The organism is Pseudomonas sp. 3A(2025), from assembly GCF_054589175.1.
In genome coordinates this window covers 264,215-287,675 of record NZ_BAAILM010000034.1, presented here as the reverse complement: position 1 = coordinate 287,675, position 23,461 = coordinate 264,215, and the positions used below count along the sequence as shown (strand labels likewise).

Sequence of the window (23,461 nt, the reverse complement as noted above, 5' to 3'; positions counted from 1 at the left end):
GGCTGAGCCCGACATGACCCACAGCACCGGCACCCTGTATATCGTTTCCGCGCCCTCCGGCGCAGGCAAGACCAGTCTGGTTTCGGCCTTGATCCATGATCAGCCGCAGATTCGCTTGTCCGTTTCGCACACCACCCGCGCCATGCGTCCGGGCGAAGTGAACGGGGTGAACTACCACTTCGTCGAGCGCGCCGAATTCGTGGCCATGATCGAGCAGGGCGACTTTCTCGAGCAGGCCGAAGTCTTCGGCAACCTGTACGGCACCTCGCAGAGCAGCCTGCAGCAGATTCTCGACGAAGGTCATGACCTGATTCTGGAGATCGACTGGCAAGGCGCCGAGCAGGTCCGCAACCTGATGCCCCACGCCCGTTCCATTTTCATCCTGCCTCCAAGCCAGGAAGCGCTGCGCCACCGCCTGAACAATCGCGGCCAGGACAGTGACGAGATCATCGAAGGCCGGATGCGTGAAGCAGTGAGCGAAATGAGCCATTACGCGGCCTACGACTACCTGATTATCAATGACGATTTCGCCCAGGCCTTGCAAGACCTCAAGGCCATTTTCCGCGCCAATCGCCTGCGCCAGACGTATCAACAGCAAGAACACCTGGATCTGCTCAACCAGCTTCTGGGCTGAATCGGCACCGCCGACAAGCGCCGCTTGTGGCTTACCGCTTGAAGCTTTCCACTGCTGACTAGTACACTACCGAGTCCGCTCGCCCATCCGGGCAACGCGCATACGCATTTGCTACGAGGAATACCATGGCCCGCGTGACTGTTGAAGACTGCCTGGAACACGTCGATAACCGCTTCGAGCTGGTCATGCTCGCCACCAAGCGTTCGCGTCAGCTCGCCACCGGCGGCAAAGAACCCAAGCTCGCCTGGGAAAACGACAAGCCTACCGTTCTGGCCCTGCGCGAAATCGCCGCTGGCCTGATCGACAACGCCGTGATCGCCGAAGCTGAAATCGTCGAAGACGAACCGTTGTTTGCCGCCTTCGAGGACGAGTCCAGCGAGGCCGTATAAGCCTATGCCGGGTCGACGTAGTGCGGCGCAAGGCATGGGCCATCGGCAGGAGGTAGCGCTTTGCCGAGCATAGACGCCCTCGCCGAACGCCTGTCAGCCTACCTCAGCAAGGACCAGGTCAATCTGGTCCGCCGGGCGTACTTTTACGCCGAGCAAGCCCACGACGGCCAGCGCCGTCGCAGCGGCGAAGCCTACGTCACTCATCCTCTGGCCGTTGCCAATATTCTTGCCGACATGCACATGGACCATCAGAGCCTGATGGCCGCGATGCTGCATGACGTGATCGAAGACACCGGCATCGCCAAAGAGGCGCTCAGCGCGCAATTCGGCGAAACCGTGGCCGATCTGGTCGACGGGGTCAGCAAACTGACCCAGATGAACTTCGAGACCAAAGCCGAAGCGCAAGCCGAAAACTTCCAGAAAATGGCCATGGCCATGGCTCGCGATATTCGCGTGATCCTGGTCAAGCTCGCCGACCGCCTGCACAACATGCGCACCCTTGAAGTGCTGTCGGGCGAAAAGCGCCGGCGCATCGCCAAGGAAACCCTCGAAATCTACGCCCCCATCGCCAATCGCCTGGGGATGCACAGCGTGCGTATCGAATTCGAGGACCTGGGCTTCAAGGCCATGTACCCGATGCGCTCCTCGCGTATCCACCAGGCCGTCAAACGCGCCCGGGGTAACCGCAAAGAGCTGGTCAACAAGATCGAAGAGTCGCTGGGCCACTGCCTGGCAGTGGACGGCATCGAAGGCGAGGTCAGCGGACGCCAGAAACACCTTTATGGCATCTACAAGAAGATGCGCGGCAAGCGCCGCGCCTTCAACGAGATCATGGACGTGTACGCGTTCCGCATCATCGTCGACAAGGTCGACACCTGCTACCGGGTGCTGGGCGCAGTGCACAATCTGTACAAGCCGCTGCCGGGCCGCTTCAAGGATTACATCGCGATCCCCAAGGCCAACGGCTATCAGTCGCTGCACACCACCTTGTTCGGCATGCATGGCGTGCCCATCGAAATCCAGATTCGTACCCGCGAAATGGAAGAGATGGCCAACAACGGCATTGCCGCCCACTGGCTGTACAAATCCAGCGACGACGAGCAGCCCAAGGGTTCCCATGCCCGCGCCCGGCAATGGGTCAAGGGCGTGCTTGAGATGCAGCAGCGCGCCGGCAACTCGCTGGAGTTCATCGAAAGCGTCAAGATCGACCTGTTCCCCGACGAAGTCTACGTGTTCACCCCCAAAGGCCGGATCATGGAGTTGCCCAAAGGCTCCACGGCCGTGGACTTTGCCTATGCGGTGCACACCGACGTCGGCAACAGCTGCATTGCGTGCCGCATCAACCGCCGGCTGGCACCGCTGTCCGAGCCCCTGCAAAGCGGTTCGACGGTCGAGATCGTCAGTGCGCCGGGCGCCCGGCCGAACCCTGCCTGGCTCAATTTCGTGGTGACCGGCAAGGCCCGCACCCATATTCGCCATGCCCTGAAACTGCAACGTCGCTCCGAGTCGATCAGCCTCGGCGAGCGCCTGCTGAACAAGGTGCTGAACGGCTTCGAGACCAGCCTGGACAAGATCAGCGCCGAGCGCGTGCAGGCCGCACTCACCGAATATCGCGCACACGTGCTCGAAGACCTGCTCGAAGACATCGGCCTGGGCAATCGCATGGCCTATGTTGTGGCGCGCCGCCTGCTGGGCGAGGGCGAACAGTTGCCCAATGCCGAAGGCCCGCTGGCGATTCGCGGCACCGAGGGCCTGGTGCTCAGCTACGCCAAGTGCTGCACGCCGATCCCCGGCGACCCGATCGTCGGCCATTTGTCGGCGGGCAAGGGCATGGTCGTGCACCTTGAAAACTGTCGCAACATCAGCGAAATCCGCCACAACCCGGAAAAATGCCTGCAATTGTCCTGGGCCAAGGATGTCACCGGCGAATTCAATGTCGAGCTGCGCGTCGAGCTTGAGCACCAGCGCGGCCTGATCGCGCTGCTGGCCAGCAGCGTCAACGCCGCCGACGGCAACATCGAGAAAATCAGCATGGATGAACGCGATGGTCGCATCAGCGTGGTCCAACTGGTGGTCAGCGTACACGACCGCGTGCACCTGGCCCGCGTCATCAAGAAGCTACGCGCACTGCCGGGCGTGACCCGCATCACCCGCATGCGCGCCTAGCCACATTCCGTTATCAGGAGTTCTCATGTCCAAGACCGTCATCACCAGCGACAAGGCACCTGCCGCCATCGGCACCTACTCCCAGGCGATCAAGGCGGGCAACACCGTCTACATGTCCGGACAGATCCCGCTGGACCCCAAGACCATGGAACTGGTCGACGGCATCGAAGCGCAGATCACCCAGGTGTTCGAGAACCTCAAGTCGGTGGCCGAGGCCGCAGGCGGTTCGTTCAAGGACATCGTCAAGTTGAACATCTTCCTGACCGACCTGGGCCACTTCGCCAAGGTCAACGAGATCATGGGCACCTACTTCGAGCAGCCCTACCCGGCGCGTGCTGCCATCGGCGTTGCTGCATTGCCACGCGGCTCGCAGGTCGAGATGGACGCGATTCTGGTCATCGAATAAAAACTCTCCCGGGCGTAGCGCCTGGCGCTGCGTCCGCCCAGTAAAGGAAGGACTCTGTTATGCGCCGTGCGCTCGCCCTGTCGCTGTTGGCCGCACTTGTCACTGGCTGCGCCAGCCACGTCGACCGTAACCCGGATGGTACCTGGATCAACCAGATCGCCATCGATGCCGCCGTCAAGGATGGCAACCTGCGCCAGGCCCTGTTGGCCAATGGCCCGAACCTGGAATGGCAAGTCAATACCAAGGCCAGCCAGGCCTCTTATTCCAATGGCTTCGAGCTGGGCGAAGGCAAGATCACCAGCGCCACCGACGGCAAGCTGCGTGTCGATTTCTACGGCAACTTCGTTGAAAACCTGCGTGTCGATGATGGCGAGCTGATCCAGTCGCTCAGCGAGTCGGGCCCCGAACAGCACTTCGTCAAACCCAAAAGCCCGACACCCGCCGACGCACCACCCGGCAGCAGCTTCGAAAGCGCGCTTTACGGCGCCTATATGGGCGGTAAATGGACCATCGTCAGCGGCGAAGGCCAGGGCTCGACCGTGCAGTTCATGCCTAACGGCGCCGTACAGGGGCTGGGCGACAACGACCGCTACGCGCTCTGCCTGGCAGGCGATTGTGCAGCCATGAGCGGCGAATACGACAGCATGTGGCTCGAAAAAGCAGAACAGGGCGCGCCATGGATCTTCGTCCGTCAGGGCAAGCGCCTCGAAATCTTCCAGGCGCTCAACACAGCTGCCGCCGACGAAATGCCCCAGCTGCGCCCAGGCTCGAGTCGCTGGGTGCTCGAGAAGCAATAAACCAGCTGGGGTTTTACCCCAGCAGCGCTGCATATCCCGCCCGGTAGTCTGTATAACGCGGCGCCCAGCCCAGTGCACGGGCGCGGGCGTTGCTGCAGCGCTTGCTGCCGGCGCGGCGCAGGCTGGCTTGCGCCGACCACTCGGTAACCCCCAGATACTCACGCATCCAGGCCACTACCTCGGCCAGCGCCACCGGCGCGTCATCGACGCCCAGATAGCAGTCCTGCAACGGCACACCGTCGGCATCGGCCTTGAGCAGGTGCGCCAGCAAGCCGGCGGCATCGTCGGCATGAATACGGTTGGCATACACCGGCGGATCGATGGCCACGCTATAACCCTGGCGTACCTTGCCGGATAAATCGCTGCGCCCCGGACCATAAATACCGGTCAGGCGCACCACAGTCGCCGGCCAGCCGCTGTCCAGTGCCACGTGCTCAGCCTCCAGCAATACCTTGCCGGAAAAGCCGCCGGCCTCGGTCGCCGAGGTTTCATCGACCCATTCGCCCTGTTGCTGGCCATAGACGCTGCTGCTGGAGACGAAAATCACCCGGCGCGGCGACTGGCCGGATTGACGCAGCCATTCAAGCGCATGTTCCAGCCCCTCAACGTACGCTTGCCGGTAACCGGCCTCGTCACGCTCCGTAGGGGTGGCGCAATACACCAGGTAATCGATACCGCCGGTCGGCCAGCCTCTGGGCTTTACCGAATCAAACAAATCGCCCGCGACACCGGCAACACCGTCAGGCAATGCCGAAATGTTGCGCCGCACACCATGCACCTGCCAACCCAAAGGCAGTAATTGCAGGGCCAGACGCGAGCCGATATCGCCGCAACCGGCGATCAATAGCGTAGGGGCAGGCATTGCAGCACTCCTCATATAACGAAATCAAAAGCCATTATCTTTACCGGGACTTTACCGTTTAAACGTAATTTCTTTGAAAAAAGATACAGTATTACTTTAGTTAACAAGAACGATTTGCAATAATGGCAACCCTTTGTTCACGCACCTGCGTTCGGCGCCCATGCGGCGACGCAACTGTCCTTATATATACACTTCAGGTCCGGCCAGCATGACTCGCAATTCAACACCCGCCTCGCCAAACACGCTCCCCAGCCTGACTCGCGCCTGGCGCGCTGTTGCCGCCATCGTGCTGAGCCTGATGCTCACCCCTGCGTTCGCCGATCAGGCAGCGCCTGCTTCGGGCAACACTGCCGCTGCTGCTGCCTCAGCGCCTGCCGCTGCGGTGCCAGCGCCGGCCCCCGTCGCACCGCTGAACGCCGACGCGCCTGCCGACCCTGAAGCACTGGCCGGCGAAAACAGCCTGGGCATGTCGTCCCACGACCTGTCGCCGTGGGGCATGTACCAGAACGCCGACGTGGTGGTCAAAGCGGTCATGATCGGCCTGGCCATCGCCTCGATCATCACCTGGACCATCTGGATCGCCAAAGGCTTCGAGCTGCTGGGCGCCAAACGCCGCCTGCGCACTGAAATCGCCAGCCTGAAAAAGGCCCGCACCCTCAACGAGGCCAGCGCCAGCAACACCAGAGAAGGCACCTTGTCGCACCTGCTGGTGCATGACGCTCTCGAAGAAATGCGCCTGTCGGCCAACAGCCGCGAGCGTGAAGGCATCAAGGAACGCGTCAGCTTCCGCCTGGAGCGTCTGGTCGCCAACAGCGGCCGCAACATGAGCATCGGCACCGGCGTGCTGGCGACCATCGGTTCGACCGCACCCTTCGTCGGTCTGTTCGGCACCGTGTGGGGCATCATGAACAGCTTCATCGGCATCGCCAAGACCCAGACCACCAACCTGGCCGTGGTTGCACCCGGCATCGCCGAGGCCCTGCTGGCCACGGCACTGGGCCTGGTGGCGGCGATTCCAGCGGTCATCATCTACAACGTCTTCGCCCGCTCCATCGCCGGCTACAAGGCTCAGGTGTCCGACGCCTCGGCTCAGGTCCTGCTGCTGGTCAGCCGCGACCTGGACCATCTGCCAGAGCCAAGCGAGCGTAGCCAACAACAACCGCATCTGGGCAAGGTGGGCTGACACGTGGGCCTGCATCTTAACGAAGGCGGCGACGATCTCGCCGAGAACCACGAAATCAACGTCACGCCGTTCATCGACGTCATGCTGGTGCTGTTGATCATCTTCATGGTGGCCGCTCCCCTGGCCACCGTGGACATCAAGGTCGACCTGCCGGCGTCCACGGCGCAACCGCAACCCCGACCCGAGAAGCCGGTGTTCCTCAGCGTCAAGGCCGACAAGAACCTGTACCTGGGCAACGACATGGTGACCCGCGAACAGATCGGCCAGGTGCTCGATGCCCGCACCCACGGCAAGAAGGACACCACGATCTTCTTCCAGGCCGACAAGGGCGTGGACTACGGCGACCTGATGGAAGTCATGAACACCCTGCGCGCCGCCGGCTACCTGAAAGTCGGACTGGTGGGCCTTGAGACGGTTGGGAAAAAATGATCACCATGCGCCAAACACTGACGCGCTATAGCGGTAGTCTGTTGTTGGTGCTGGCTGTGCATGCCATTGCAGTGCTGCTTGCACTGCGCTGGCCGGCATCTCAGGCAATCGAATTGCCGCCGCCCGCCATGATGATCGAACTGCCGCCGTTGCCAGAGCCTATGCCACCGCCACCTGCGGTCGTGCAGCCGCCGACGCCGCCTGCGCCCGAGGAAGAAATTCCCATGCCGGAGGTTGCCGAAGCACCGAAGCCGGAAATCGTCGTCCCTAAAAAGGTCGAGAAGCCCAAGCCGAAACCTCAACCGAAGAAACCGATCGAGAAGAAGCCTGAGCCGCCCAAGGACCAGCCTGTCGACGAGAAACCGGTAGAAGCACCGCCGGCGCCGAAGGTCGAGAAGGCCGCAGCACCGACCGCACCGCAAAGCCCGCCGTCGCCACCGAGCACTGCGTTGCCGAGCTGGCAGGGCGATTTGTTGCGTCACCTGGCCAAGTACAAGAAGTACCCGGAGGATGCCCGTCGTCGTGGCATGCAAGGGGTGGCAAGACTGCGCTTTGTGGTCGACGCGGAAGGCAACGTGCTTTCCTACTCGATTGCCAGCACCTCGGGCAGCCCGTCACTGGACCGCGCCACCATGGAGATGATCCGTCGTGCGCAGCCGGTGCCCAAGCCACCCGCCGAAGTCTTGAACAACGGATCGATCGAAATTCTGGCGCCGTTCGTGTACTCGCTGGATAAACGTTGATAAATCAGTTTTTTGAAACACAGGTGCGCCTCTGATAACGTGCGTCTATTGATTGCAGCCGCTATGCTGGGGCGCAACTACATGGACGCACGTTATGACTCTCACAGAATTGCGCTATATCGTTACGCTCGCCCAGGAGCAGCACTTCGGCCATGCTGCCGAGCGTTGCCATGTCAGCCAGCCGACCCTGTCGGTCGGCGTCAAGAAGCTTGAAGACGAACTGGGCGTCCTGATCTTCGAGCGCAGCAAGAGTGCCGTACGCCTGACCCCGGTCGGCGAAGGCATCGTCGCCCAGGCGCAAAAGGTCCTCGAACAGGCCCAGGGCATCCGCGAGCTGGCCCAGGCCGGCAAGAACCAGCTGACCGCCCCGCTGAAAGTCGGCGCCATCTACACCGTCGGCCCGTACCTGTTCCCCCACCTGATTCCACAACTGCACCGGGTTGCCCCGCAGATGCCGTTGTACATCGAAGAAAACTTCACCCATGTATTGCGCGACAAGCTGCGCAACGGCGAACTGGACGCGATCATCATCGCGTTGCCGTTCAACGAAGCCGATGTGCTGACCCTGCCGCTGTACGACGAGCCGTTCTATGTGCTGATGCCGGCCGATCACCCCTGGACCCGCAAGCAGACCATCGACGCCTCCGCGCTCAACGACAAGAGCCTGTTGCTGCTCGGCGAAGGCCACTGCTTCCGCGACCAGGTGCTCGAAGCCTGCCCGACACTGAACAAAGGCAGTGAAGCGGCCAGGCACACCACGGTCGAATCCAGCTCGCTGGAAACCATTCGGCATATGGTCGCCTCCGGGCTGGGCGTGTCGATCCTGCCGTTCTCGGCGGTCGACAGCCACCACTACGCGCCCGGCGTGATCGAAGTCCGCCCGCTGACCGCGCCCGCGCCGTTCCGTACCGTGGCCATCGCCTGGCGCGCCAGCTTCCCGCGGCCCAAGGCAATCGAGATCCTCGCTGATTCCGTACGCTTGTGTTCGGTAGCCCGTCCCAAGGTACAAGCGAGCTAGGCAGGAGTGACATGAGCGAGCTTTCCCACGTTTCGGTAACGGCCCTCAAGGGCGTTGGCGAAGCCATGGCCGAGAAGCTGGCCAAGGTCGGTCTCGAGAACCTTCAGGACGTGCTGTTTCACCTGCCGCTGCGCTATCAGGATCGCACCCGTGTGGTGCCCATCGGCCAGTTGCGTCCAGGACAGGATGCCGTGATCGAAGGAGTGGTCAGCGGCCAGGACGTGGTAATGGGCAAGCGCCGCAGCCTGCTGGTGCGGCTGGGCGATGGCAGCGGCGTGGTCAGCCTGCGCTTTTATCATTTCAGCAACGCACAAAAGGACGGCCTCAAGCGCGGCACGCACCTGCGCTGTTTTGGCGAGGCCCGGCCCGGCGCTTCGGGGCTGGAAATCTACCACCCCGAATACCGCGCCTTGACCGGCGACGAGCCGGCGCCAGTAGAGCAAACCCTCACGCCCATCTACCCGACCACCGAAGGCCTGACCCAACAGCGCCTGCGCCAGTTGAGCCAGCAAACCCTGACCATGCTCGGCCCCAAGAGCCTGCCCGACTGGCTGCCGGCCGAACTGACCCGCGACTATCAGCTGGCGCCGCTCGACGAGGCGATCCGTTACCTGCATCACCCACCGGCCGATGCCGATGTCGACGAACTGGCGCTGGGGCATCACTGGGCTCAGCACCGCCTGGCCTTCGAAGAACTGCTGACCCATCAACTGTCGCAACAGCGCCTGCGTGAAAGCCAGCGCGCCCTGCGTGCGCCACCCTTGCCGTTGGCCAAGCGCTTGCCCAAACAGTTTCTGGCCAACCTGGGCTTCACCCCGACCGGCGCCCAGCAGCGCGTCGGCAAAGAAGTGGCCTACGACCTCAGCCAGCACGAGCCCATGCTGCGCCTGGTGCAGGGCGATGTCGGCGCGGGCAAGACCGTGGTCGCAGCGCTGGCCGCCCTGCAGGCCATCGAGGCCGGTTATCAGGTGGCCCTGATGGCGCCCACCGAGATTCTCGCCGAGCAGCATTACATCAACTTCCAGCGCTGGCTGGAGCCGCTGGGCGTCGAAGTCGCCTGGCTGGCCGGCAAGCTCAAAGGCAAGGCGCGGGTCAGCTCGTTGCAACAGATCGCCGAAGGCGCACGCATGGTGGTCGGCACCCACGCGCTGTTTCAGGAAGAAGTGAAGTTCAAGAACCTGGCCCTGGCGATCATCGACGAACAGCACCGCTTTGGCGTGCAGCAACGCCTGGCGCTGCGCAGCAAGGGCGTGGGCGGCGTGATGAACCCGCACCAGTTGATCATGACCGCCACACCGATCCCGCGCACCCTGGCGATGAGTGCCTACGCCGACCTCGACACCTCGGTGCTCGACGAACTGCCGCCGGGGCGTACTCCGGTCAGCACCGTGCTGGTGGCCGACAGCCGCCGCGTCGAAGTCATCGAGCGGGTACGCGCCGCTTGCGCCGAAGGGCGTCAGGCCTATTGGGTCTGTACCCTGATCGAAGAATCCGAAGAGCTGACCTGCAAGGCCGCTGAAACCTCGTTCGAAGAACTGAGCATGGCCCTGGGTGAACTGCGCGTCGGGCTGATTCACGGGCGCATGAAACCTGCCGAAAAAGCCGCGATCATGGCCGAGTTCAAACAGGGCAATCTGCAGTTGCTGGTCGCGACCACGGTCATCGAGGTCGGCGTCGACGTGCCCAACTCCAGCCTGATGATCATCGAAAACCCCGAACGCCTGGGCCTTGCCCAGTTGCACCAGTTGCGCGGCCGGGTAGGGCGCGGCAGTGCGGTCAGCTATTGCGTGCTGCTCTACCACCCGCCGCTGTCGCAGATCGGCCGGCAACGGCTGGGCATCATGCGCGAAACCAACGACGGCTTCGTCATCGCCGAAAAGGATCTGGAGCTGCGCGGCCCCGGCGAAATGCTCGGCACCCGACAAACGGGCCTGTTGCAATTCAAGGTCGCCGACCTGATGCGCGACGCCGACCTGCTGCCGGCGGTGCGCGACGCCGCCCAGGCGCTACTGGAGCGCTGGCCGCACCACGTCGACCCGCTGCTGGAACGCTGGTTGCGCCATGGTCAACAGTACGGTCAGGTGTGATCCAGGCAACGCTTTGCGAAGCTGGCGGAACCCAATCTGAAGAAGCTGGTTATACTGCGCACATTGTAGGAAATGGACTCAGACCATGACAGAAGTAGCCCACGTCAATGATGCTCACCATGCCCCGTCAGTGATTCGCCAACTGCTGGAAAAGCTGGCAATCAGCTATCAGGAAGTCTCGGACCACCCGAGCCTGCCAAGCGAGCGCAAGGTTCAGGCTGTCCTGGTCGAAGACGCCGTCGGCGCTCTGTTGATCCTGTTCCCGCAAAACCAGTTGCTGGACCTGAACCGGATCGCCGAACTGACCGGCCGCGAACTCAAGGCCGTGTCGTTCGACCGCCTGTCGCGCATGCTGCTCAAGCACAACCTGCAAAGCCTGCCTGGCTTGCCGGCGCTGACCAGCTCGCCGTGCCTGTACGACGATCGCCTGCTGCAACAGCCGAGCCTGCTGGTGGGTTCAGGCGAGCCGGGCCTGTTGCTGGAAATTGCCAGCGACGATTTCAAGAGCATGCTCGGCAAGGCCAGCGCCGCGCATTTTGGCCAGTTGCTCAACCAGATCCAGCCCAACCTCGACCGTCCGCACGACGACCGCGAAGAAATCACCCAGGCCGTCCACGCCTTCACTGCACGGCGCATCCAGCAACGCCTGGAAGCGACCCTGGAAATTCCGCCGCTGGCCAGCACGGCGCAAAAAATCATCAAGCTGCGCGTCGACCCCGACGCGACCATCGACGACATCACCGGCGTGGTCGAGACCGACCCCGCACTGGCCGCACAAGTGGTCAGCTGGGCCGCGTCGCCGTACTACGCCTCGACCGGCAAGATCCGCTCGGTCGAAGACGCCATCGTGCGCGTGCTGGGTTTTGACCTGGTGATCAACCTGGCGCTGGGCCTGGCGCTGGGCAAGACCCTGAGCCTGCCCAAGGATCATCCGCAACAGACCACGCCATACTGGCAACAGTCGATCTATACCGCCGCGGTCATCGAAGGCCTGACCCGCGCCATGCCGCGCGCCAAGCGCCCCGAAGGCGGCCTGACCTACCTGGCCGGCCTGCTGCACAACTTCGGCTACCTGCTGCTGGCGCATGTGTTTCCGCCGCACTTCTCGCTGATCTGCCGTCAACTGGAGGTCAACCCGCACGTGCACCACAGCTTTGTGGAACAGCACCTGCTGGGCATCAGCCGTGAGCAGATCGGTTCCTGGCTGATGAGTTCGTGGGACATGCCCGACGAGCTGTGCACCGCGCTGCGCTTCCAGCATGACCCGTACTACGCCGGCGAATATTGCGAATACGCCAATCTGGTGTATCTGGCCGTGCAATTGCTGCGCAACAACGGCATCGGCGCAGGACCTGCCCAGGACATCCCGGACGAACTCTTCGAGCGCTTGAACCTGAGCCGTGACAAAGCCCATGACGCCGTCAGAAAAGTCCTCGATGCCGAGGTGATGCTGCGCGAACTGGCCTCGCAATTCGCGCATTGATTCGCTGACACGCCAAACAAAAACGCCCCCGACATCACCTGTCGGGGGCGTTTTTGCTTTAATCACCGTTTACGATGCGGTCTTCAATCCCGGCCGGACACTCAGCCCCGGACGCGACACCACGGTGATGATCGCCAGTGCGGCAATCACCAGCCCCGGTGAAGTTGCCAGCAATACGCCTGTCGTCCCGGCGCCAGCCGCCAGAATCTGCCCGGCCGCCAAGGGCCCGGCCACCGACCCCAGGCGCCCGATTGCCACCGCAGCACCCACACCCGTGGCGCGCACCGAGGTCGGGTAGGAAGGCGGTGCCATGGCGTACAGCACCAGTTGGGCGGCCATTACAAACACGCCGGCCGAAAAACCGGCTATTGCCATCGGCACGATGCCCACCGACAAGCCGACGCCAACCAGCGCGGCCAGCAGGCCCAGGTACACGCCGATCACCACTTTGACGCCATTGAAGCGGTCGAGCAGCAAGCCGCCAGACAACGAACCCAACGCGCCGCCGATATTGAACAGCATCTGCACCAGCCCGGCTTCAGGCTTGGTAAACCCCTGGCCCATCAGCAACGACGGCAGCCAGTTGAGCAGCATGTACATCACCGTCAGGGTGAAGAAATAGCTGACCCACAACGCCAGGGTGATCGACGCGCGGCCTTCGCCGAACAGGGCCTTTGAGGTCGAGACCCGCGCCGTGGCATCGGCCTGCTGACGGAACACGGTGGACTCGGGCAGCAGCACCATCATCAGCGGCACCACCAGCAAGGGCGCCAGGCCGCCGATGATAAACGTCAGCTGCCAGTGATCGCCGCCCAGCATCGCCACCACCGCCGCCAAAGCACCGCCCAGCGGGACGCCGGCGTACATGATGCTGATCGCCGTGCCACGACGCTGCTCGCCCACAGCTTCTGCGCACAGGGCGATCAGGTTGGGCAGGGCCGCGCCCAGGCCCAGGCCGGTCATGAAGCGCACCAGCAACAGCACTGAATAGCTCTGCACATAGGCGGTGGCCAGGGAAAACACACCGAACAGCAGCACGGCGGCAATCAGGATCTTCTTGCGCCCGATACGGTCGGCAATCCAGCCGCCGAAGAACGCACCGGGCAACAGGCCGATGATGCCGGCGCTGAATACCCAGCCGAGCATCCTGGGGTCCAGCTCAAAGGTATGGCGCAAACCGGCAGCCGCCGTGCCCGCCGCTTGCAGGTCGAACCCTTCGATAAGCGCCACGATAAAGCACAGCGCGATGGTGAGCGCCGGGCGGCGCAATGAACTGTCCATGGATAAACCTCATTGTTGTTTTTGTTGTGAGCGCAAAGCCGACGACCGCACGGTAGCAGGGTCATGCCGGGCTTGAAAATAAGATTAACAAAGATAACTAAAAAGCAAAGCACCGGATAAACAGATGCTTAAGCCATCAGGCCCAGTAAAAACATGGACTTAACGAAACCGATACGATTTTGTAAAAATAGATAACAAAATTAACGTTCGATTATCGGATACTCACCGTTGACGACCGCGCGCAGCGTTCCCATTCTTGCCCGCAAGCGGTATCGGATCACCGCCGCTCGCGCTTGAAAACAACAACAATAAGTGGACAACGGACATGCCAGACACACCTTCGGACATCAAAGGGGCTCGCCCGAGCCTTCAATTTCACGCGTTCCATCCTCGCTGCTGCCTGGCTTTGCTTGGCCTGGGCCTGTGCAGCCCGGCGCTGCACGCCGAAGGGCTGCTGGAAGACAGCCACGGCACCCTGACCCTGCGTAATTATTATCTGGACCGCGACTACAAGGACGACGGCGCCAAGACCGCCGCCCGCGAGTGGGCGCAGGCGTTTATCCTCAATGTGGAATCGGGCTACACCCCCGGCGCATTGGGTTTTGGCCTGGATGCGCGGGCGCTGGTGGGGGTCAAGCTCGACTCGTCACCGGACCGCAGCGGCACCGAGCTGCTACCGGTGTCGGCCAGCGACAAGCGCGCCCCGGACGATTACTCGCGCCTGGCGCTGACCGGCAAGCTGCGCTTTGCCAAGACCACGGTGAAGACCGGCGATGTATCGATCTTTCTGCCGTTCGCCTTTGCCAGCCCGTCGCGCCTGCTGCCGCAGACCTTTCGCGGCACCACCCTGACCTCCAAAGACATCGACGGGCTGACATTGAATGCCGGCTACATCGACCGTATCAACCGGCGCGACTCGACCTCTTACCAGAACATGGCCATCGCCTCGCCGAACGGGCGCTTCAACGGTGCGGCCACCACCTCGCACATGAGCTATCTGGGTGGCGATTATCAGGTCAACAAGGACCTGAGCCTGCGCGTGTACCATGCCGAAGTGGACGACCTGTACCGGCAAAGCACCGTGGCGCTGCTGCACAACCTGCCGCTGGGCGACGGCGTACTGACCAGCGACCTGCGCAGTTTTTTCAGTGAAGAGGCAGGCGCCGCCAAGGCCGGCAAGGTCGATAACATCAATGCGTCAGCACTGTTCTCGTACCGCTGGGGCGGGCACAAGCTCGGCGTGGGCTACATGAACTCGACCGGCGACACCGCCACGCCGTACGTGTCGGGCACCGAACTGATGGGCATGAGCGAACTGACCATGGCCTCGGACTTTCTCAACGCCAAGGAGCGCACCTGGCAGGCCATCTACGACTACGACTTTGCCGCCGTCGGCATTCCAGGCCTCAAGAGCCGCCTGCGCTACGTGCGCGGCGACAACATCGAGCTGACCTCGCTGCGCGCCGAGGACCGCAAGGAGCGCGAGTTTCAGATGGAGCTGGGCTACGTGATCCAGAGCGGCCCGCTCAAGCAGTTGGGCTTCTTGGTGCGCAAGGCCATTTACCGCAACGACTTCCCGACCGGAGCGGCCTTTCGCGACGAAAACCAGACACGGTTTCTGGCGACCTACACCTTGCCGCTCTGGTGAGCCGAACGCACACGTTAGTACGCATCCCCGCAGGACCGGCCGGGCGGCGAACCGCTTTAGTCGGGAAAGCCGTTATGCGATCCCTGTTTCCCGGCTAAAGCCGGTCCTGCGTTCGGCTCTTACAGATAAACCTTACGCAACAGCGCCAGCAACTGCTCGCGCTCGGCGTCATCGAGCGCGGCGGTTGAATCCAGGTCGCTTTGCACGGCGATCTGCTTCAATTCCTTGAGCAGCGTTTCACCGGTCTTGCTCAGGAAAATCCCGTATGAGCGCTTGTCCGGCTTGCAGCGCACCCTGACCGCCAGCGCACGGCTTTCGAGTTTATTGAGCAACGGCACCACTTGCGGCGGCTCGATGGCCAGCGCCCGGGCCAGGTCGGCCTGCATCAGCCCGGGGTTGCGGTCGATGATCGCCAGCGCCGAAAACTGCGCAGGGCGCAGGTCATGTACCGCCAGTTGCGCGATGAGGTTCTGGAACAGCTTGAGCTGGGCACGGCGCAGGGCATAACCGATCAGGTCGTCCAGCGCCGCATCCAGCGGCAACGGAGCGTCGGCATCGCCTGGCACGGCATCGCGTAAAAGGGCAGCACTGGAAAGCTTGGCCATGAGGCAAGTCCTGAATCGTTCAGTTAACAAGGCTATGCAGTTTGCCGGGATTGGCCGGCAATGGCTATCACGGCGGCGATGCGAATCTGTGCAGCCCGCCAGCCAGACACAAAACACTTGGTTAATTTGATTAATGGTTAATTGACATAACTATTTTCTCAGGCTAATTTTTGTCCATCGGCCAACAGGCCACCGACGAAACAATCCCCCACACAGAACAAGAGAGCACACCATGAGCAACTACGAAGGCCGCTGGAGCACCGTCAAAGTCGAGATCGAAGAAGGCATTGCCTGGGTCATCCTCAACCGCCCGGAAAAACGCAACGCCATGAGCCCGACCCTGAACCGGGAAATGATCGACGTGCTGGAGACTCTGGAGCAAGACGCCGACGCCGGTGTGCTGGTGCTGACCGGTGCCGGCGAGTCGTGGACTGCCGGCATGGACCTTAAGGAATACTTCCGCGAAACCGACGCAGGCCCTGAAATCCTGCAAGAAAAAATTCGCCGCGAAGCCTCGCAATGGCAATGGAAACTGCTGCGCATGTACTCCAAGCCGACCATCGCCATGGTCAACGGCTGGTGCTTCGGTGGTGGCTTCAGCCCGCTGGTGGCCTGCGACCTGGCGATCTGCGCCGACGAGGCGACCTTCGGTCTTTCGGAAATCAACTGGGGCATCCCGCCGGGTAACCTGGTCAGCAAGGCCATGGCCGACACCGTGGGCCATCGCCAGTCGCTTTACTACATCATGACCGGCAAGACCTTCGGCGGTAAAAAGGCCGCAGAGATGGGCCTGGTCAACGAAAGCGTGCCGCTTGAGCAGCTGCGCGAGACCACCATTGAGCTTGCGCGTAACCTGCTGGAGAAAAACCCGGTCGTGCTGCGCGCCGCCAAGCATGGCTTCAAGCGCTGCCGCGAACTGACCTGGGAGCAGAACGAAGACTACCTGTACGCCAAGCTCGACCAGTCGCGCCTGCTCGACACCGAAGGCGGCCGCGAGCAGGGCATGAAGCAGTTCCTGGACGACAAGAGCATCAAGCCGGGCCTGCAGACCTATAAGCGCTGAGCCCCGTGGGCGAACCGGCCATCAAACCCGTTCGCCCAAAGCGTTGCCATGCATCACCCGTGTTCCCGATAAAGACAATTAAAGAGGAATCACTATGCTCGACGTGCCCTTGCTGATCGGCGGGCAATCGCTGCCTGCGCGTGACGGCCGAACCTTTGAACGCCGCAACCCGGTGACCGGCGAGGTTGTCTCTCAGGTCGCCGCCGCCACCCTTGAAGACGCCGATGCCGCTGTCGCCGCCGCCCAGGCCGCGTTTCCGGCGTGGGCCGCGCTGGCGCCCAACGAGCGCCGCACGCGGCTGCTCAAGGCTGCCGAACTGTTGCAGGCCAATAGCGCCCGCTTTATCGCCGCCGCCGGCGAAACCGGCGCAATGGCCAACTGGTATGGCTTCAACGTCAAGCTGGCGGCCAATATCCTGCGTGAAGCGGCGTCGATGACCACCCAGATCGTCGGCCAGGTCATTCCCTCCGATGTGCCCGGCAGCTTCGCCATGGCGCTGCGCCAGCCGTGCGGCGTGGTGCTGGGCATTGCGCCGTGGAACGCGCCGGTGATTCTCGCCACCCGCGCCATTGCCATGCCCTTGGCGTGTGGCAACACCGTGGTGCTCAAGGCCTCGGAACTGAGCCCGGCCGTGCACCGGCTGATCGGCCAGATTCTGCACGAAGCCGGGCTGGGCGACGGCGTGGTCAACGTCATCAGCAACGCACCGAGCGACGCACCGGCCATCGTCGAGCGGCTGATCGCCAACCCGGCCGTGCGCCGGGTCAACTTCACCGGCTCCACCCATGTGGGCCGCATCGTCGGCGAACTGTCGGCGCGCCACCTCAAGCCTGCGCTGCTGGAACTGGGCGGCAAGGCGCCGTTTCTGGTGCTCGACGACGCTGATCTGGATGCCGCCGTTGAAGCGGCGGCCTTCGGCGCCTACTTCAATCAGGGCCAGATCTGTATGTCGACCGAGCGGCTGATCGTCGACAGCAAAGTCGCCGATGCCTTCGTCGACAAACTGGCCGCCAAGATCGCCACCCTGCGCGCCGGCCACCCGGACGACCCGGCCTCGGTGCTCGGTTCGCTGGTCGATGCCAGTGCCGGCGAACGTATTCTGGGTTTGATCAATGACGCGGTCAGCCACGGCGCCACGCTGGTGGCCGGCGGGCAATGCAGCGGCAGCATCATGCAGCCAACCCTGCTCGATCACGTCACAGGCAACATGCGCCTGTACCGCGAAGAATCGTTTGGCCCGGTGGCGGTGGTGGTGCGTGGCAGCGGCGACGAAGAGCTGCTGCGCCTGGCCAACGACTCGGAATTCGGCTTGTCGTCGGCGATTTTCAGCCGCGACACCGGCCGCGCCCTGGCGCTGGCGCAGCGGGTCGAGTCGGGCATCTGCCATATCAACGGGCCGACCGTACACGACGAAGCGCAGATGCCCTTCGGCGGGGTCAAGTCCAGCGGCTACGGCAGCTTTGGCGCCAGCGCCTCGGTCGACTTCTTCACCCAGTTGCGCTGGGTGACGCTGCAGAACGGCCCGCGGCATTACCCCATATAAAAGCGCTCTTGCGTTCGGGCGACCGCTGCGTCGCCCGCCCCTGAATAACAATAAAGGCGACAGCCAGAGACCGCCTGCGTGGCCGGTCTCGATGGAGGAGCAGCACGTGAATCCCCAATCCGCAAGCGTCAGGCAACACCCTGCGCGCTATCGCCAGGTGTCCATCGGCCATCCTGCTGTAGAGGTCAGCGAAGTGCACGGCGTGCTGCACATGCGCGCCCTGGAACCGCTGGCCCAGCTTCCCGAGCGGCTGCTCGACCGCCTGCTGCACTGGGCCGAGGTGCGCCCGGCACAGACTTTTATCGCCGCCCGCGACAGCCACGGCGGCTGGCGCGAAGTCAGCTACGCACAGATGCTCAGCGACGTGCGCGCCATCGCCCAGCACCTGCTCGGCTACGGGCTGTCGGCCGAGCGGCCGCTGGCGCTGTTGTCGGGTAATGACATCGAACACCTGCAAATCGCCCTCGGCGCGATGTACGCCGGCATTCCCTATTGCCCGGTATCGCCGGCCTATTCGTTGCTGTCCCAGGACTTTGCCAAGCTGCGCCATGTCTGTGACGTGCTGCAACCGGGGCTGGTATTCGTCAGCGACACCGCCAGCTACCAGAAAGCCATCGACGCCGTATTGCCCGCCGATGTCGCGGTGATCAGCGTACGCGGCAAGTTGCCCGGCCGTGCGCTGACGCCGTTCGCGCGCCTGCTCGAACAACCCGGCGGCCCCGAGGCCGAGGCCGCGTTTGCCGCGACCGGCCCGGACAGCATTGCCAAGTTCCTGTTTACCTCAGGCTCCACCAAGCTGCCCAAGGCCGTGGTCACCACCCAGCGCATGCTCTGCGCCAACCAGCAGATGCTGTTGCAGACCTTCCCGGTGTTCGGCGAAGAGCCACCGGTGCTGGTCGACTGGCTGCCGTGGAACCACACCTTTGGCGGCAGCCATAACCTCGGCATCGTGCTTTACAACGGCGGCACGTTTTATCTGGATAACGGCAAACCGACGCCGCAGGGCTTTGCCGAGACCCTGCGCAACCTCAAGGACATCTCGCCCACCGCGTACCTGACCGTGCCCAAGGGCTGGGAAGAGCTGGTCAACGCGCTGGAAAAAGACGCTGAACTGCGGACGCGCTTCTTTGCCCGCATGAAGCTGTTTTTCTTTGCCGCCGCCGGCCTCTCACAAAGCATCTGGGACCGTCTCGACCGGGTCGCCGAGCAGCACTGCGGCGAGCGCATCCGCATGATGGCAGGCCTGGGCATGACCGAAGCCTCGCCGTCATGCACCTTTACCACCGGGCCCTTGTCGCAGGCCGGCTACATCGGCCTGCCGGCGCCGGGCTGCGAAGTGCGCCTGGTGCCGGTCGACGGCAAGCTCGAAGGGCGCTTTCGCGGGCCGCACATCATGCCCGGCTACTGGCGCTCGCCGCAGCAGACCGCGGAAGCCTTCGACAGCGAAGGCTTCTATTGCTCGGGTGATGCGCTGAAGCTGGCCGACCCTGAAGATCCACAACTGGGGCTGATGTTCGACGGGCGTATTGCCGAGGACTTCAAACTGTCGTCCGGCGTTTTCGTCAGCGTCGGGCCGCTGCGCAACCGCGCGGTGCTCGAAGGCTCGCCGTATGTGCAAGACATCGTGGTCACCGCACCGGACCGCGAATGCCTGGGCGCGCTGGTGTTCCCACGCCTCTACGACTGCCGCCAGCTGGCCGGCCTCGGCGCGCAGGCCAGCGATGCCGAGGTACTGGCCAGTGCGCCGGTGCGCCAGTGGTTCGCCGGCTGGCTGCAGCGCCTGAACGCCGACGCCACCGGCAATGCCAGCCGTCTGGAATGGGTCGCACTGCTGGTCGAAGCACCGTCCATCGACCGTGGCGAAATCACCGACAAGGGCTCGATCAATCAGCGCGCCGTGTTGCAGTGGCGCGCCGCGCAAGTCGAGGCGCTGTATCGCGGCCAAGACGAAACGATCCTGCGCGCCACCACGCTTGCAGCCGGCGTACCGGCATGAACGTCGCCGGGCAATATTCTGCATTTGCCGATGCAGCGCTGTTCGACGCGGTGCGCACGCCCTGGGTCGATCTGGGCGGCGCGCTGGCGCAGGTGTCGCCCATCGATCTGGGGATAAAGGCCGGGCGCAGCGTGCTGGCTCGCGCAGGAATTGAAGCCACGCAGGTCGACAGCGTGCTGGCCGGTTCCATGGCCCAAGCCAGTTTCGATGCGTACCTGCTGCCCCGGCATATCGGCCTGTACAGCGGCGTGCCGTTGAATGTGCCAGCGCTGGGCGTGCAGCGGATCTGTGCCACCGGTTTCGAACTGCTGCGTCAGGCCGCAGTGCAGGTGGGCGAGGGCACGCAACTGGCGCTGTGCGTGGCCGCCGAGTCGATGTCGCGCAACCCGATTGCTGCCTACACCCATCGCGACGGTTTCAAGCTCGGCGCGGGCGTGCAGTTCAAGGATTTTCTCTGGGAAGCGCTGCATGACCCGGCACCCGGTATCGACATGATCGCGACCGCCGACCGTCTGGCCCGGCACTACGATTTGCCCCGCGAAGCTGTCGACCGCTATGCGCTGCAAAGCCACCGATTGACCCTTGAAGCGCAGAGCAGCGGCTGGCTGGCGGACGAAATCGTGCCGGTGATCAATGAGCGCTTCGCGCTGGACGGTTACCAGCCGCGCGGCATTCGCTTGCCGCGCGGCATCGACAGCGTCAGCCAGGACAGCCATCCCCGCGCCAGCAGCCTCGAAGCCCTGGCGCGCTTGCGGGCGGTGCATGACGGCGGAGTGCAGACCGCCGGCAACAGCTGTGCGGTGGTCGATGGTGCGGCGGCGGCGCTGGTCGGGCCGCTGTCGGCCTGCAGAGGCCCGGTGCTGGCGCATTTACGCGCCAGCGCGGTGGTCGGTGTGGCGCCGGAGCATATGGGCATCGGCCCGGCGCCGGCGATCCGCCTGCTGCTGCACCGCAGCGGGCTGCGCCTGGACGACATAGGCCTGGTGGAAATCAACGAAGCCCAGGCCGCGCAAGTGCTGGCCGTGGCCCGCGAGCTGGAACTGGACGGCGAACGCCTCAACCGTCGCGGAGGCTCGATTGGCCTGGGCCACCCACTGGCCGCCAGCGGCCTGCGCCTGGTACTGACCCTGGCCCGCCAGTTGCGCGAGAGAAACCTGCGTTATGGCATCGCGGCGGCGTGTGTCGGCGGCGGCCAAGGCATGGCCATCCTGATCGAAAACCCGGATTGGAAAGCCTCGTAGGACCGACTTTAGTCGGGAAGAATACGACACCGTGTTGTGCCCTTCGCGGCTAAAGCGGATCGCCGCCCGGCCGCTCCTACAAAATCGTATTGCCCCTGACTCTGTGCAAAAGGAGATTGCCATGTGGCACTACCAGCCACCGTTGCGTGACATGCAATTCGTGATCGAGCACTGGCTCGACGCGCCCGACACCTGGCGTCAGACCGAAGCCTTCGATTTTCTCGATGCGCCGCTGGCCACTCAGGTGCTGGAGCAGGCCGGGCTGTTTTGCAGCGAGGTGCTCGCACCGTTGAATGCCAGCGGCGACCGCGAAGGCTGTCGCTTCGACAACGGCCAGGTCATCACCCCCGCAGGCTTCAAGGCCGCCTATAAAGCCTATATGGAGGGCGGCTGGCCGGCGCTGGCGTGCAGCCCGGAACACGGCGGCCAGGGTTTGCCGCAGGTGCTCGATGCCGCCTTGCAGGAAATGCTCTACGCCAGCAACCATGCCTGGGCGATGTACACCGGCATCGCCCACGGCGCTTACCTGTGCCTGAAAACCCACGCGCCGCAGTGGATCCAGGACCGCTATGTGCCCGACATCGTCAGCGGCCAGGCGCTGCCGACCATGTGCCTGACCGAACCACAGGCCGGCAGCGACGTCGGCCTGCTGCGCAGCCGCGCCCAGCCCCGGCCTGACGGCAGTTACGCGCTGAGCGGCAACAAACTGTTTATCTCTGGCGGCGAGCACGATCTGTGCGACGACATTCTGCACCTGGTGCTGGCGCGCTTGCCGGACGCACCGGCCGGCAGCCGCGGCATTTCACTGTTTCTGGTGCCCAGACGCCTGGACGACGGCACGCTCAACGCCGTGCGCTGCGACGGCATCGAACACAAGATGGGCATCAAGGGCAGCGCCACCTGTTCGCTGGTCTTCGATAACGCCCAAGGCTGGCTGATCGGCCAGGCGCATCAAGGCCTGGCGGCGATGTTCGTGATGATGAACTCGGCACGCCTGCATGTCGGCCTGCAAGGCCTGGGGCATGCCGAAGCCGCCTGGCAGAACGCCCGTGAATACGCCCGCGAACGCCGGCAGATGCGCGCGCCCCGGCGCCCCGAAGGCGTCGCCGCCAGCGCCGCCGACCCGATCCACTATCACCCGGCGATGCGCCGCACCCTGCTGGAACTGCGCGCCAGCAGCGAAGGCTTGCGCGCCCTTGGCTACTGGACCGCGCACCTGCTCGATCAGGCCGACCATGCCGCCACCGCCGAGGCCCGCGCCCAGGCTGCGCAACTGACTGGCCTGTTGACGCCGATCATCAAGGCGTTCTTTACCGAGCGCGGCTTTCAACTGGCCAGCCAGGCGCTGCAAGTGTTCGGCGGCTATGGCTATGTCGGCGAGTTCGCCATCGAACAAACCCTGCGCGACAGCCGCATCGCGATGATCTACGAGGGCAGCAACGAGATTCAGGCCAACGACCTGCTGCTGCGCAAGGTGCTGGGCGACAACGGCGAGGCATTACAGCAATTGCTGGTGATCCTGCGCGACGAAGCACGGCTGGCCAGTCAGTCAGCGCCCTGCCAGGCCTTGGGCGATGAGTTGCAGCGCCGTTGCCAGGGACTCGAGCAGGTCTGGCAGTTGTGCGTCGAGCAAACGGCGCTGGACGCGGAATACCCGTACCGCGCCGCCGAGGATTTTCTGCGTCTGTGCGGCCTGACCTTGCTGGCCTTCGCGTGGACCCGCGCCGCCCGGATCGCGCAGCATTTGGCCGACGACGACCCGCTGCGCGCCGCCAAGCTGGAAACCGCGCAGTTCTTCTTCACCTGGCTGCTGCCCGAGGCCGACCGCCACGTGGCCGGTCTGCATAGCGCAAAGCTACCATTAGCGTTTGTGGATTAAGTCCGGCG

The 23,461-nt window shown here is 63.5% G+C and carries 20 protein-coding genes; 17 read left to right on the top strand and 3 right to left on the bottom strand.

The genetic code is table 11. The features are described from left to right. Positions 1–13 precede the first annotated feature (13 nt). The 5 genes from gmk to ACYP2A_RS15230 all read left to right on the top strand — a co-directional run bounded on the left by gmk (position 14) and on the right by ACYP2A_RS15230 (position 4,392). Entirely contained in the window at positions 14–634 is a 621-nt protein-coding gene (gmk, locus tag ACYP2A_RS15250) for a guanylate kinase (protein WP_459746190.1), read from the top strand. 125 nt (positions 635–759) lie between these two features. Further along, on the top strand, positions 760–1,023 hold the full coding sequence (rpoZ, locus tag ACYP2A_RS15245) for a DNA-directed RNA polymerase subunit omega (RefSeq protein WP_045485028.1): 264 nt from the start codon (positions 760–762) through the stop codon (positions 1,021–1,023). Between the two features lie 60 nt (positions 1,024–1,083). After that, entirely contained in the window at positions 1,084–3,189 is a 2,106-nt protein-coding gene (gene spoT / locus ACYP2A_RS15240; protein WP_459746187.1) for a bifunctional GTP diphosphokinase/guanosine-3',5'-bis pyrophosphate 3'-pyrophosphohydrolase, read from the top strand. A 25-nt stretch (positions 3,190–3,214) separates the two neighbouring features. Next, entirely contained in the window at positions 3,215–3,595 is a 381-nt protein-coding gene (locus tag ACYP2A_RS15235) for a RidA family protein (RefSeq protein ID WP_459746186.1), read from the top strand. 59 nt (positions 3,596–3,654) lie between these two features. Next, positions 3,655–4,392 (top strand): hypothetical protein, encoded by a 738-nt coding sequence (locus ACYP2A_RS15230; RefSeq protein ID WP_459746184.1) that lies wholly within the window; start codon positions 3,655–3,657, stop codon positions 4,390–4,392. Between the two features lie 13 nt (positions 4,393–4,405). Here ACYP2A_RS15230 and ACYP2A_RS15225 read toward each other — a convergent pair whose 3' ends face one another. Beyond that, positions 4,406–5,254, bottom strand: a complete 849-nt coding sequence (locus ACYP2A_RS15225) for an SDR family oxidoreductase (RefSeq protein ID WP_459746182.1) — start codon at positions 5,252–5,254, stop codon at positions 4,406–4,408. A gap of 208 nt (positions 5,255–5,462) precedes the next feature. Here ACYP2A_RS15225 and exbB point away from each other — a divergent pair, with 208 nt between their 5' ends. The 6 genes from exbB (at position 5,463) to ACYP2A_RS15195 (ending at position 12,197) form a co-directional block, all read left to right on the top strand. Next, a complete protein-coding gene (exbB, locus tag ACYP2A_RS15220; protein ID WP_459746180.1) occupies positions 5,463–6,437 on the top strand; it encodes a tonB-system energizer ExbB in 975 nt (324 codons plus the stop codon). Between the two features lie 3 nt (positions 6,438–6,440). After that, complete coding sequence (exbD, locus tag ACYP2A_RS15215) at positions 6,441–6,866, top strand: TonB system transport protein ExbD (RefSeq protein ID WP_459746179.1); 426 nt, start codon at positions 6,441–6,443, stop codon at positions 6,864–6,866. Beyond that, positions 6,863–7,609 carry an energy transducer TonB gene (locus ACYP2A_RS15210; protein ID WP_459746177.1) on the top strand — a complete coding sequence of 249 codons (747 nt, stop codon included), beginning with the start codon at positions 6,863–6,865 and terminating at the stop codon, positions 7,607–7,609. Before exbD ends, ACYP2A_RS15210 begins: the two co-directional genes overlap by 4 nt. A 94-nt stretch (positions 7,610–7,703) precedes the next feature. Next, positions 7,704–8,627 (top strand): hydrogen peroxide-inducible genes activator, encoded by a 924-nt coding sequence (locus tag ACYP2A_RS15205; RefSeq protein ID WP_459746175.1) that lies wholly within the window; start codon positions 7,704–7,706, stop codon positions 8,625–8,627. An 11-nt stretch (positions 8,628–8,638) separates the two neighbouring features. Then, positions 8,639–10,714: an ATP-dependent DNA helicase RecG gene (recG, locus tag ACYP2A_RS15200; protein ID WP_459746173.1), complete on the top strand. Its 2,076-nt coding sequence runs from the start codon at positions 8,639–8,641 to the stop codon at positions 10,712–10,714. Positions 10,715–10,799: 85 nt separating this feature from the next. Further along, on the top strand, positions 10,800–12,197 hold the full coding sequence (locus tag ACYP2A_RS15195; RefSeq protein ID WP_459746171.1) for an aminoacyl-tRNA deacylase and HDOD domain-containing protein: 1,398 nt from the start codon (positions 10,800–10,802) through the stop codon (positions 12,195–12,197). 69 nt (positions 12,198–12,266) lie between these two features. On the opposite strand, the gene mhpT is transcribed toward ACYP2A_RS15195, so the two are convergent. Then, positions 12,267–13,478, bottom strand: a complete 1,212-nt coding sequence (mhpT, locus tag ACYP2A_RS15190; protein ID WP_459746169.1) for a 3-(3-hydroxy-phenyl)propionate transporter MhpT — start codon at positions 13,476–13,478, stop codon at positions 12,267–12,269. A gap of 325 nt (positions 13,479–13,803) precedes the next feature. Between mhpT and ACYP2A_RS15185 the strand changes: the two genes are divergently transcribed. Further along, positions 13,804–15,126 carry an OprD family porin gene (locus ACYP2A_RS15185; RefSeq protein WP_459746167.1) on the top strand — a complete coding sequence of 441 codons (1,323 nt, stop codon included), beginning with the start codon at positions 13,804–13,806 and terminating at the stop codon, positions 15,124–15,126. Between the two features lie 119 nt (positions 15,127–15,245). Here ACYP2A_RS15185 and ACYP2A_RS15180 read toward each other — a convergent pair whose 3' ends face one another. Continuing rightward, positions 15,246–15,731 (bottom strand): MarR family winged helix-turn-helix transcriptional regulator, encoded by a 486-nt coding sequence (locus ACYP2A_RS15180; protein ID WP_459746164.1) that lies wholly within the window; start codon positions 15,729–15,731, stop codon positions 15,246–15,248. 232 nt (positions 15,732–15,963) lie between these two features. On the opposite strand from ACYP2A_RS15180, the gene ACYP2A_RS15175 reads away from it, so the two are divergent. The 5 genes from ACYP2A_RS15175 (at position 15,964) to ACYP2A_RS15155 (ending at position 23,453) form a co-directional block, all read left to right on the top strand. Beyond that, the gene (locus tag ACYP2A_RS15175) at positions 15,964–16,794 is read left to right on the top strand and encodes a p-hydroxycinnamoyl CoA hydratase/lyase (protein WP_459746161.1); all 831 of its coding nucleotides are present in this window, start codon (positions 15,964–15,966) and stop codon (positions 16,792–16,794) included. Between the two features lie 94 nt (positions 16,795–16,888). Then, positions 16,889–18,337 (top strand): aldehyde dehydrogenase, encoded by a 1,449-nt coding sequence (locus ACYP2A_RS15170; RefSeq protein ID WP_459746159.1) that lies wholly within the window; start codon positions 16,889–16,891, stop codon positions 18,335–18,337. Between the two features lie 106 nt (positions 18,338–18,443). After that, positions 18,444–20,333: a feruloyl-CoA synthase gene (locus tag ACYP2A_RS15165; RefSeq protein WP_459746156.1), complete on the top strand. Its 1,890-nt coding sequence runs from the start codon at positions 18,444–18,446 to the stop codon at positions 20,331–20,333. Beyond that, positions 20,330–21,574 carry a thiolase family protein gene (locus tag ACYP2A_RS15160; protein ID WP_459746153.1) on the top strand — a complete coding sequence of 415 codons (1,245 nt, stop codon included), beginning with the start codon at positions 20,330–20,332 and terminating at the stop codon, positions 21,572–21,574. Before ACYP2A_RS15165 ends, ACYP2A_RS15160 begins: the two co-directional genes overlap by 4 nt. Positions 21,575–21,695: 121 nt before the next feature. After that, positions 21,696–23,453: an acyl-CoA dehydrogenase family protein gene (locus ACYP2A_RS15155; RefSeq protein WP_459746149.1), complete on the top strand. Its 1,758-nt coding sequence runs from the start codon at positions 21,696–21,698 to the stop codon at positions 23,451–23,453. Positions 23,454–23,461 lie beyond the last annotated feature (8 nt).

What these genes read in the sequence shown, in the direction of transcription:
- exbB (WP_459746180.1), top strand. Translation starts at nt 5,463, where the DNA reads ATGACTCGCAATTCAACACCCGCCTCGCCAAACACGCTCCCCAGCCTG.
- recG (WP_459746173.1), top strand. Translation starts at nt 8,639, where the DNA reads ATGAGCGAGCTTTCCCACGTTTCGGTAACGGCCCTCAAGGGCGTTGGC.
- ACYP2A_RS15205 (WP_459746175.1), top strand. Translation starts at nt 7,704, where the DNA reads ATGACTCTCACAGAATTGCGCTATATCGTTACGCTCGCCCAGGAGCAG.
- gmk (WP_459746190.1), top strand. Translation starts at nt 14, where the DNA reads ATGACCCACAGCACCGGCACCCTGTATATCGTTTCCGCGCCCTCCGGC.
- ACYP2A_RS15180 (WP_459746164.1), bottom strand. Translation starts at nt 15,731, where the DNA reads ATGGCCAAGCTTTCCAGTGCTGCCCTTTTACGCGATGCCGTGCCAGGC.
- ACYP2A_RS15160 (WP_459746153.1), top strand. Translation starts at nt 20,330, where the DNA reads ATGAACGTCGCCGGGCAATATTCTGCATTTGCCGATGCAGCGCTGTTC.
- ACYP2A_RS15175 (WP_459746161.1), top strand. Translation starts at nt 15,964, where the DNA reads ATGAGCAACTACGAAGGCCGCTGGAGCACCGTCAAAGTCGAGATCGAA.
- ACYP2A_RS15185 (WP_459746167.1), top strand. Translation starts at nt 13,804, where the DNA reads ATGCCAGACACACCTTCGGACATCAAAGGGGCTCGCCCGAGCCTTCAA.
- rpoZ (WP_045485028.1), top strand. Translation starts at nt 760, where the DNA reads ATGGCCCGCGTGACTGTTGAAGACTGCCTGGAACACGTCGATAACCGC.
- ACYP2A_RS15230 (WP_459746184.1), top strand. Translation starts at nt 3,655, where the DNA reads ATGCGCCGTGCGCTCGCCCTGTCGCTGTTGGCCGCACTTGTCACTGGC.
- mhpT (WP_459746169.1), bottom strand. Translation starts at nt 13,478, where the DNA reads ATGGACAGTTCATTGCGCCGCCCGGCGCTCACCATCGCGCTGTGCTTT.
- ACYP2A_RS15155 (WP_459746149.1), top strand. Translation starts at nt 21,696, where the DNA reads ATGTGGCACTACCAGCCACCGTTGCGTGACATGCAATTCGTGATCGAG.
- ACYP2A_RS15210 (WP_459746177.1), top strand. Translation starts at nt 6,863, where the DNA reads ATGATCACCATGCGCCAAACACTGACGCGCTATAGCGGTAGTCTGTTG.
- ACYP2A_RS15235 (WP_459746186.1), top strand. Translation starts at nt 3,215, where the DNA reads ATGTCCAAGACCGTCATCACCAGCGACAAGGCACCTGCCGCCATCGGC.
- ACYP2A_RS15170 (WP_459746159.1), top strand. Translation starts at nt 16,889, where the DNA reads ATGCTCGACGTGCCCTTGCTGATCGGCGGGCAATCGCTGCCTGCGCGT.
- ACYP2A_RS15225 (WP_459746182.1), bottom strand. Translation starts at nt 5,254, where the DNA reads ATGCCTGCCCCTACGCTATTGATCGCCGGTTGCGGCGATATCGGCTCG.
- ACYP2A_RS15195 (WP_459746171.1), top strand. Translation starts at nt 10,800, where the DNA reads ATGACAGAAGTAGCCCACGTCAATGATGCTCACCATGCCCCGTCAGTG.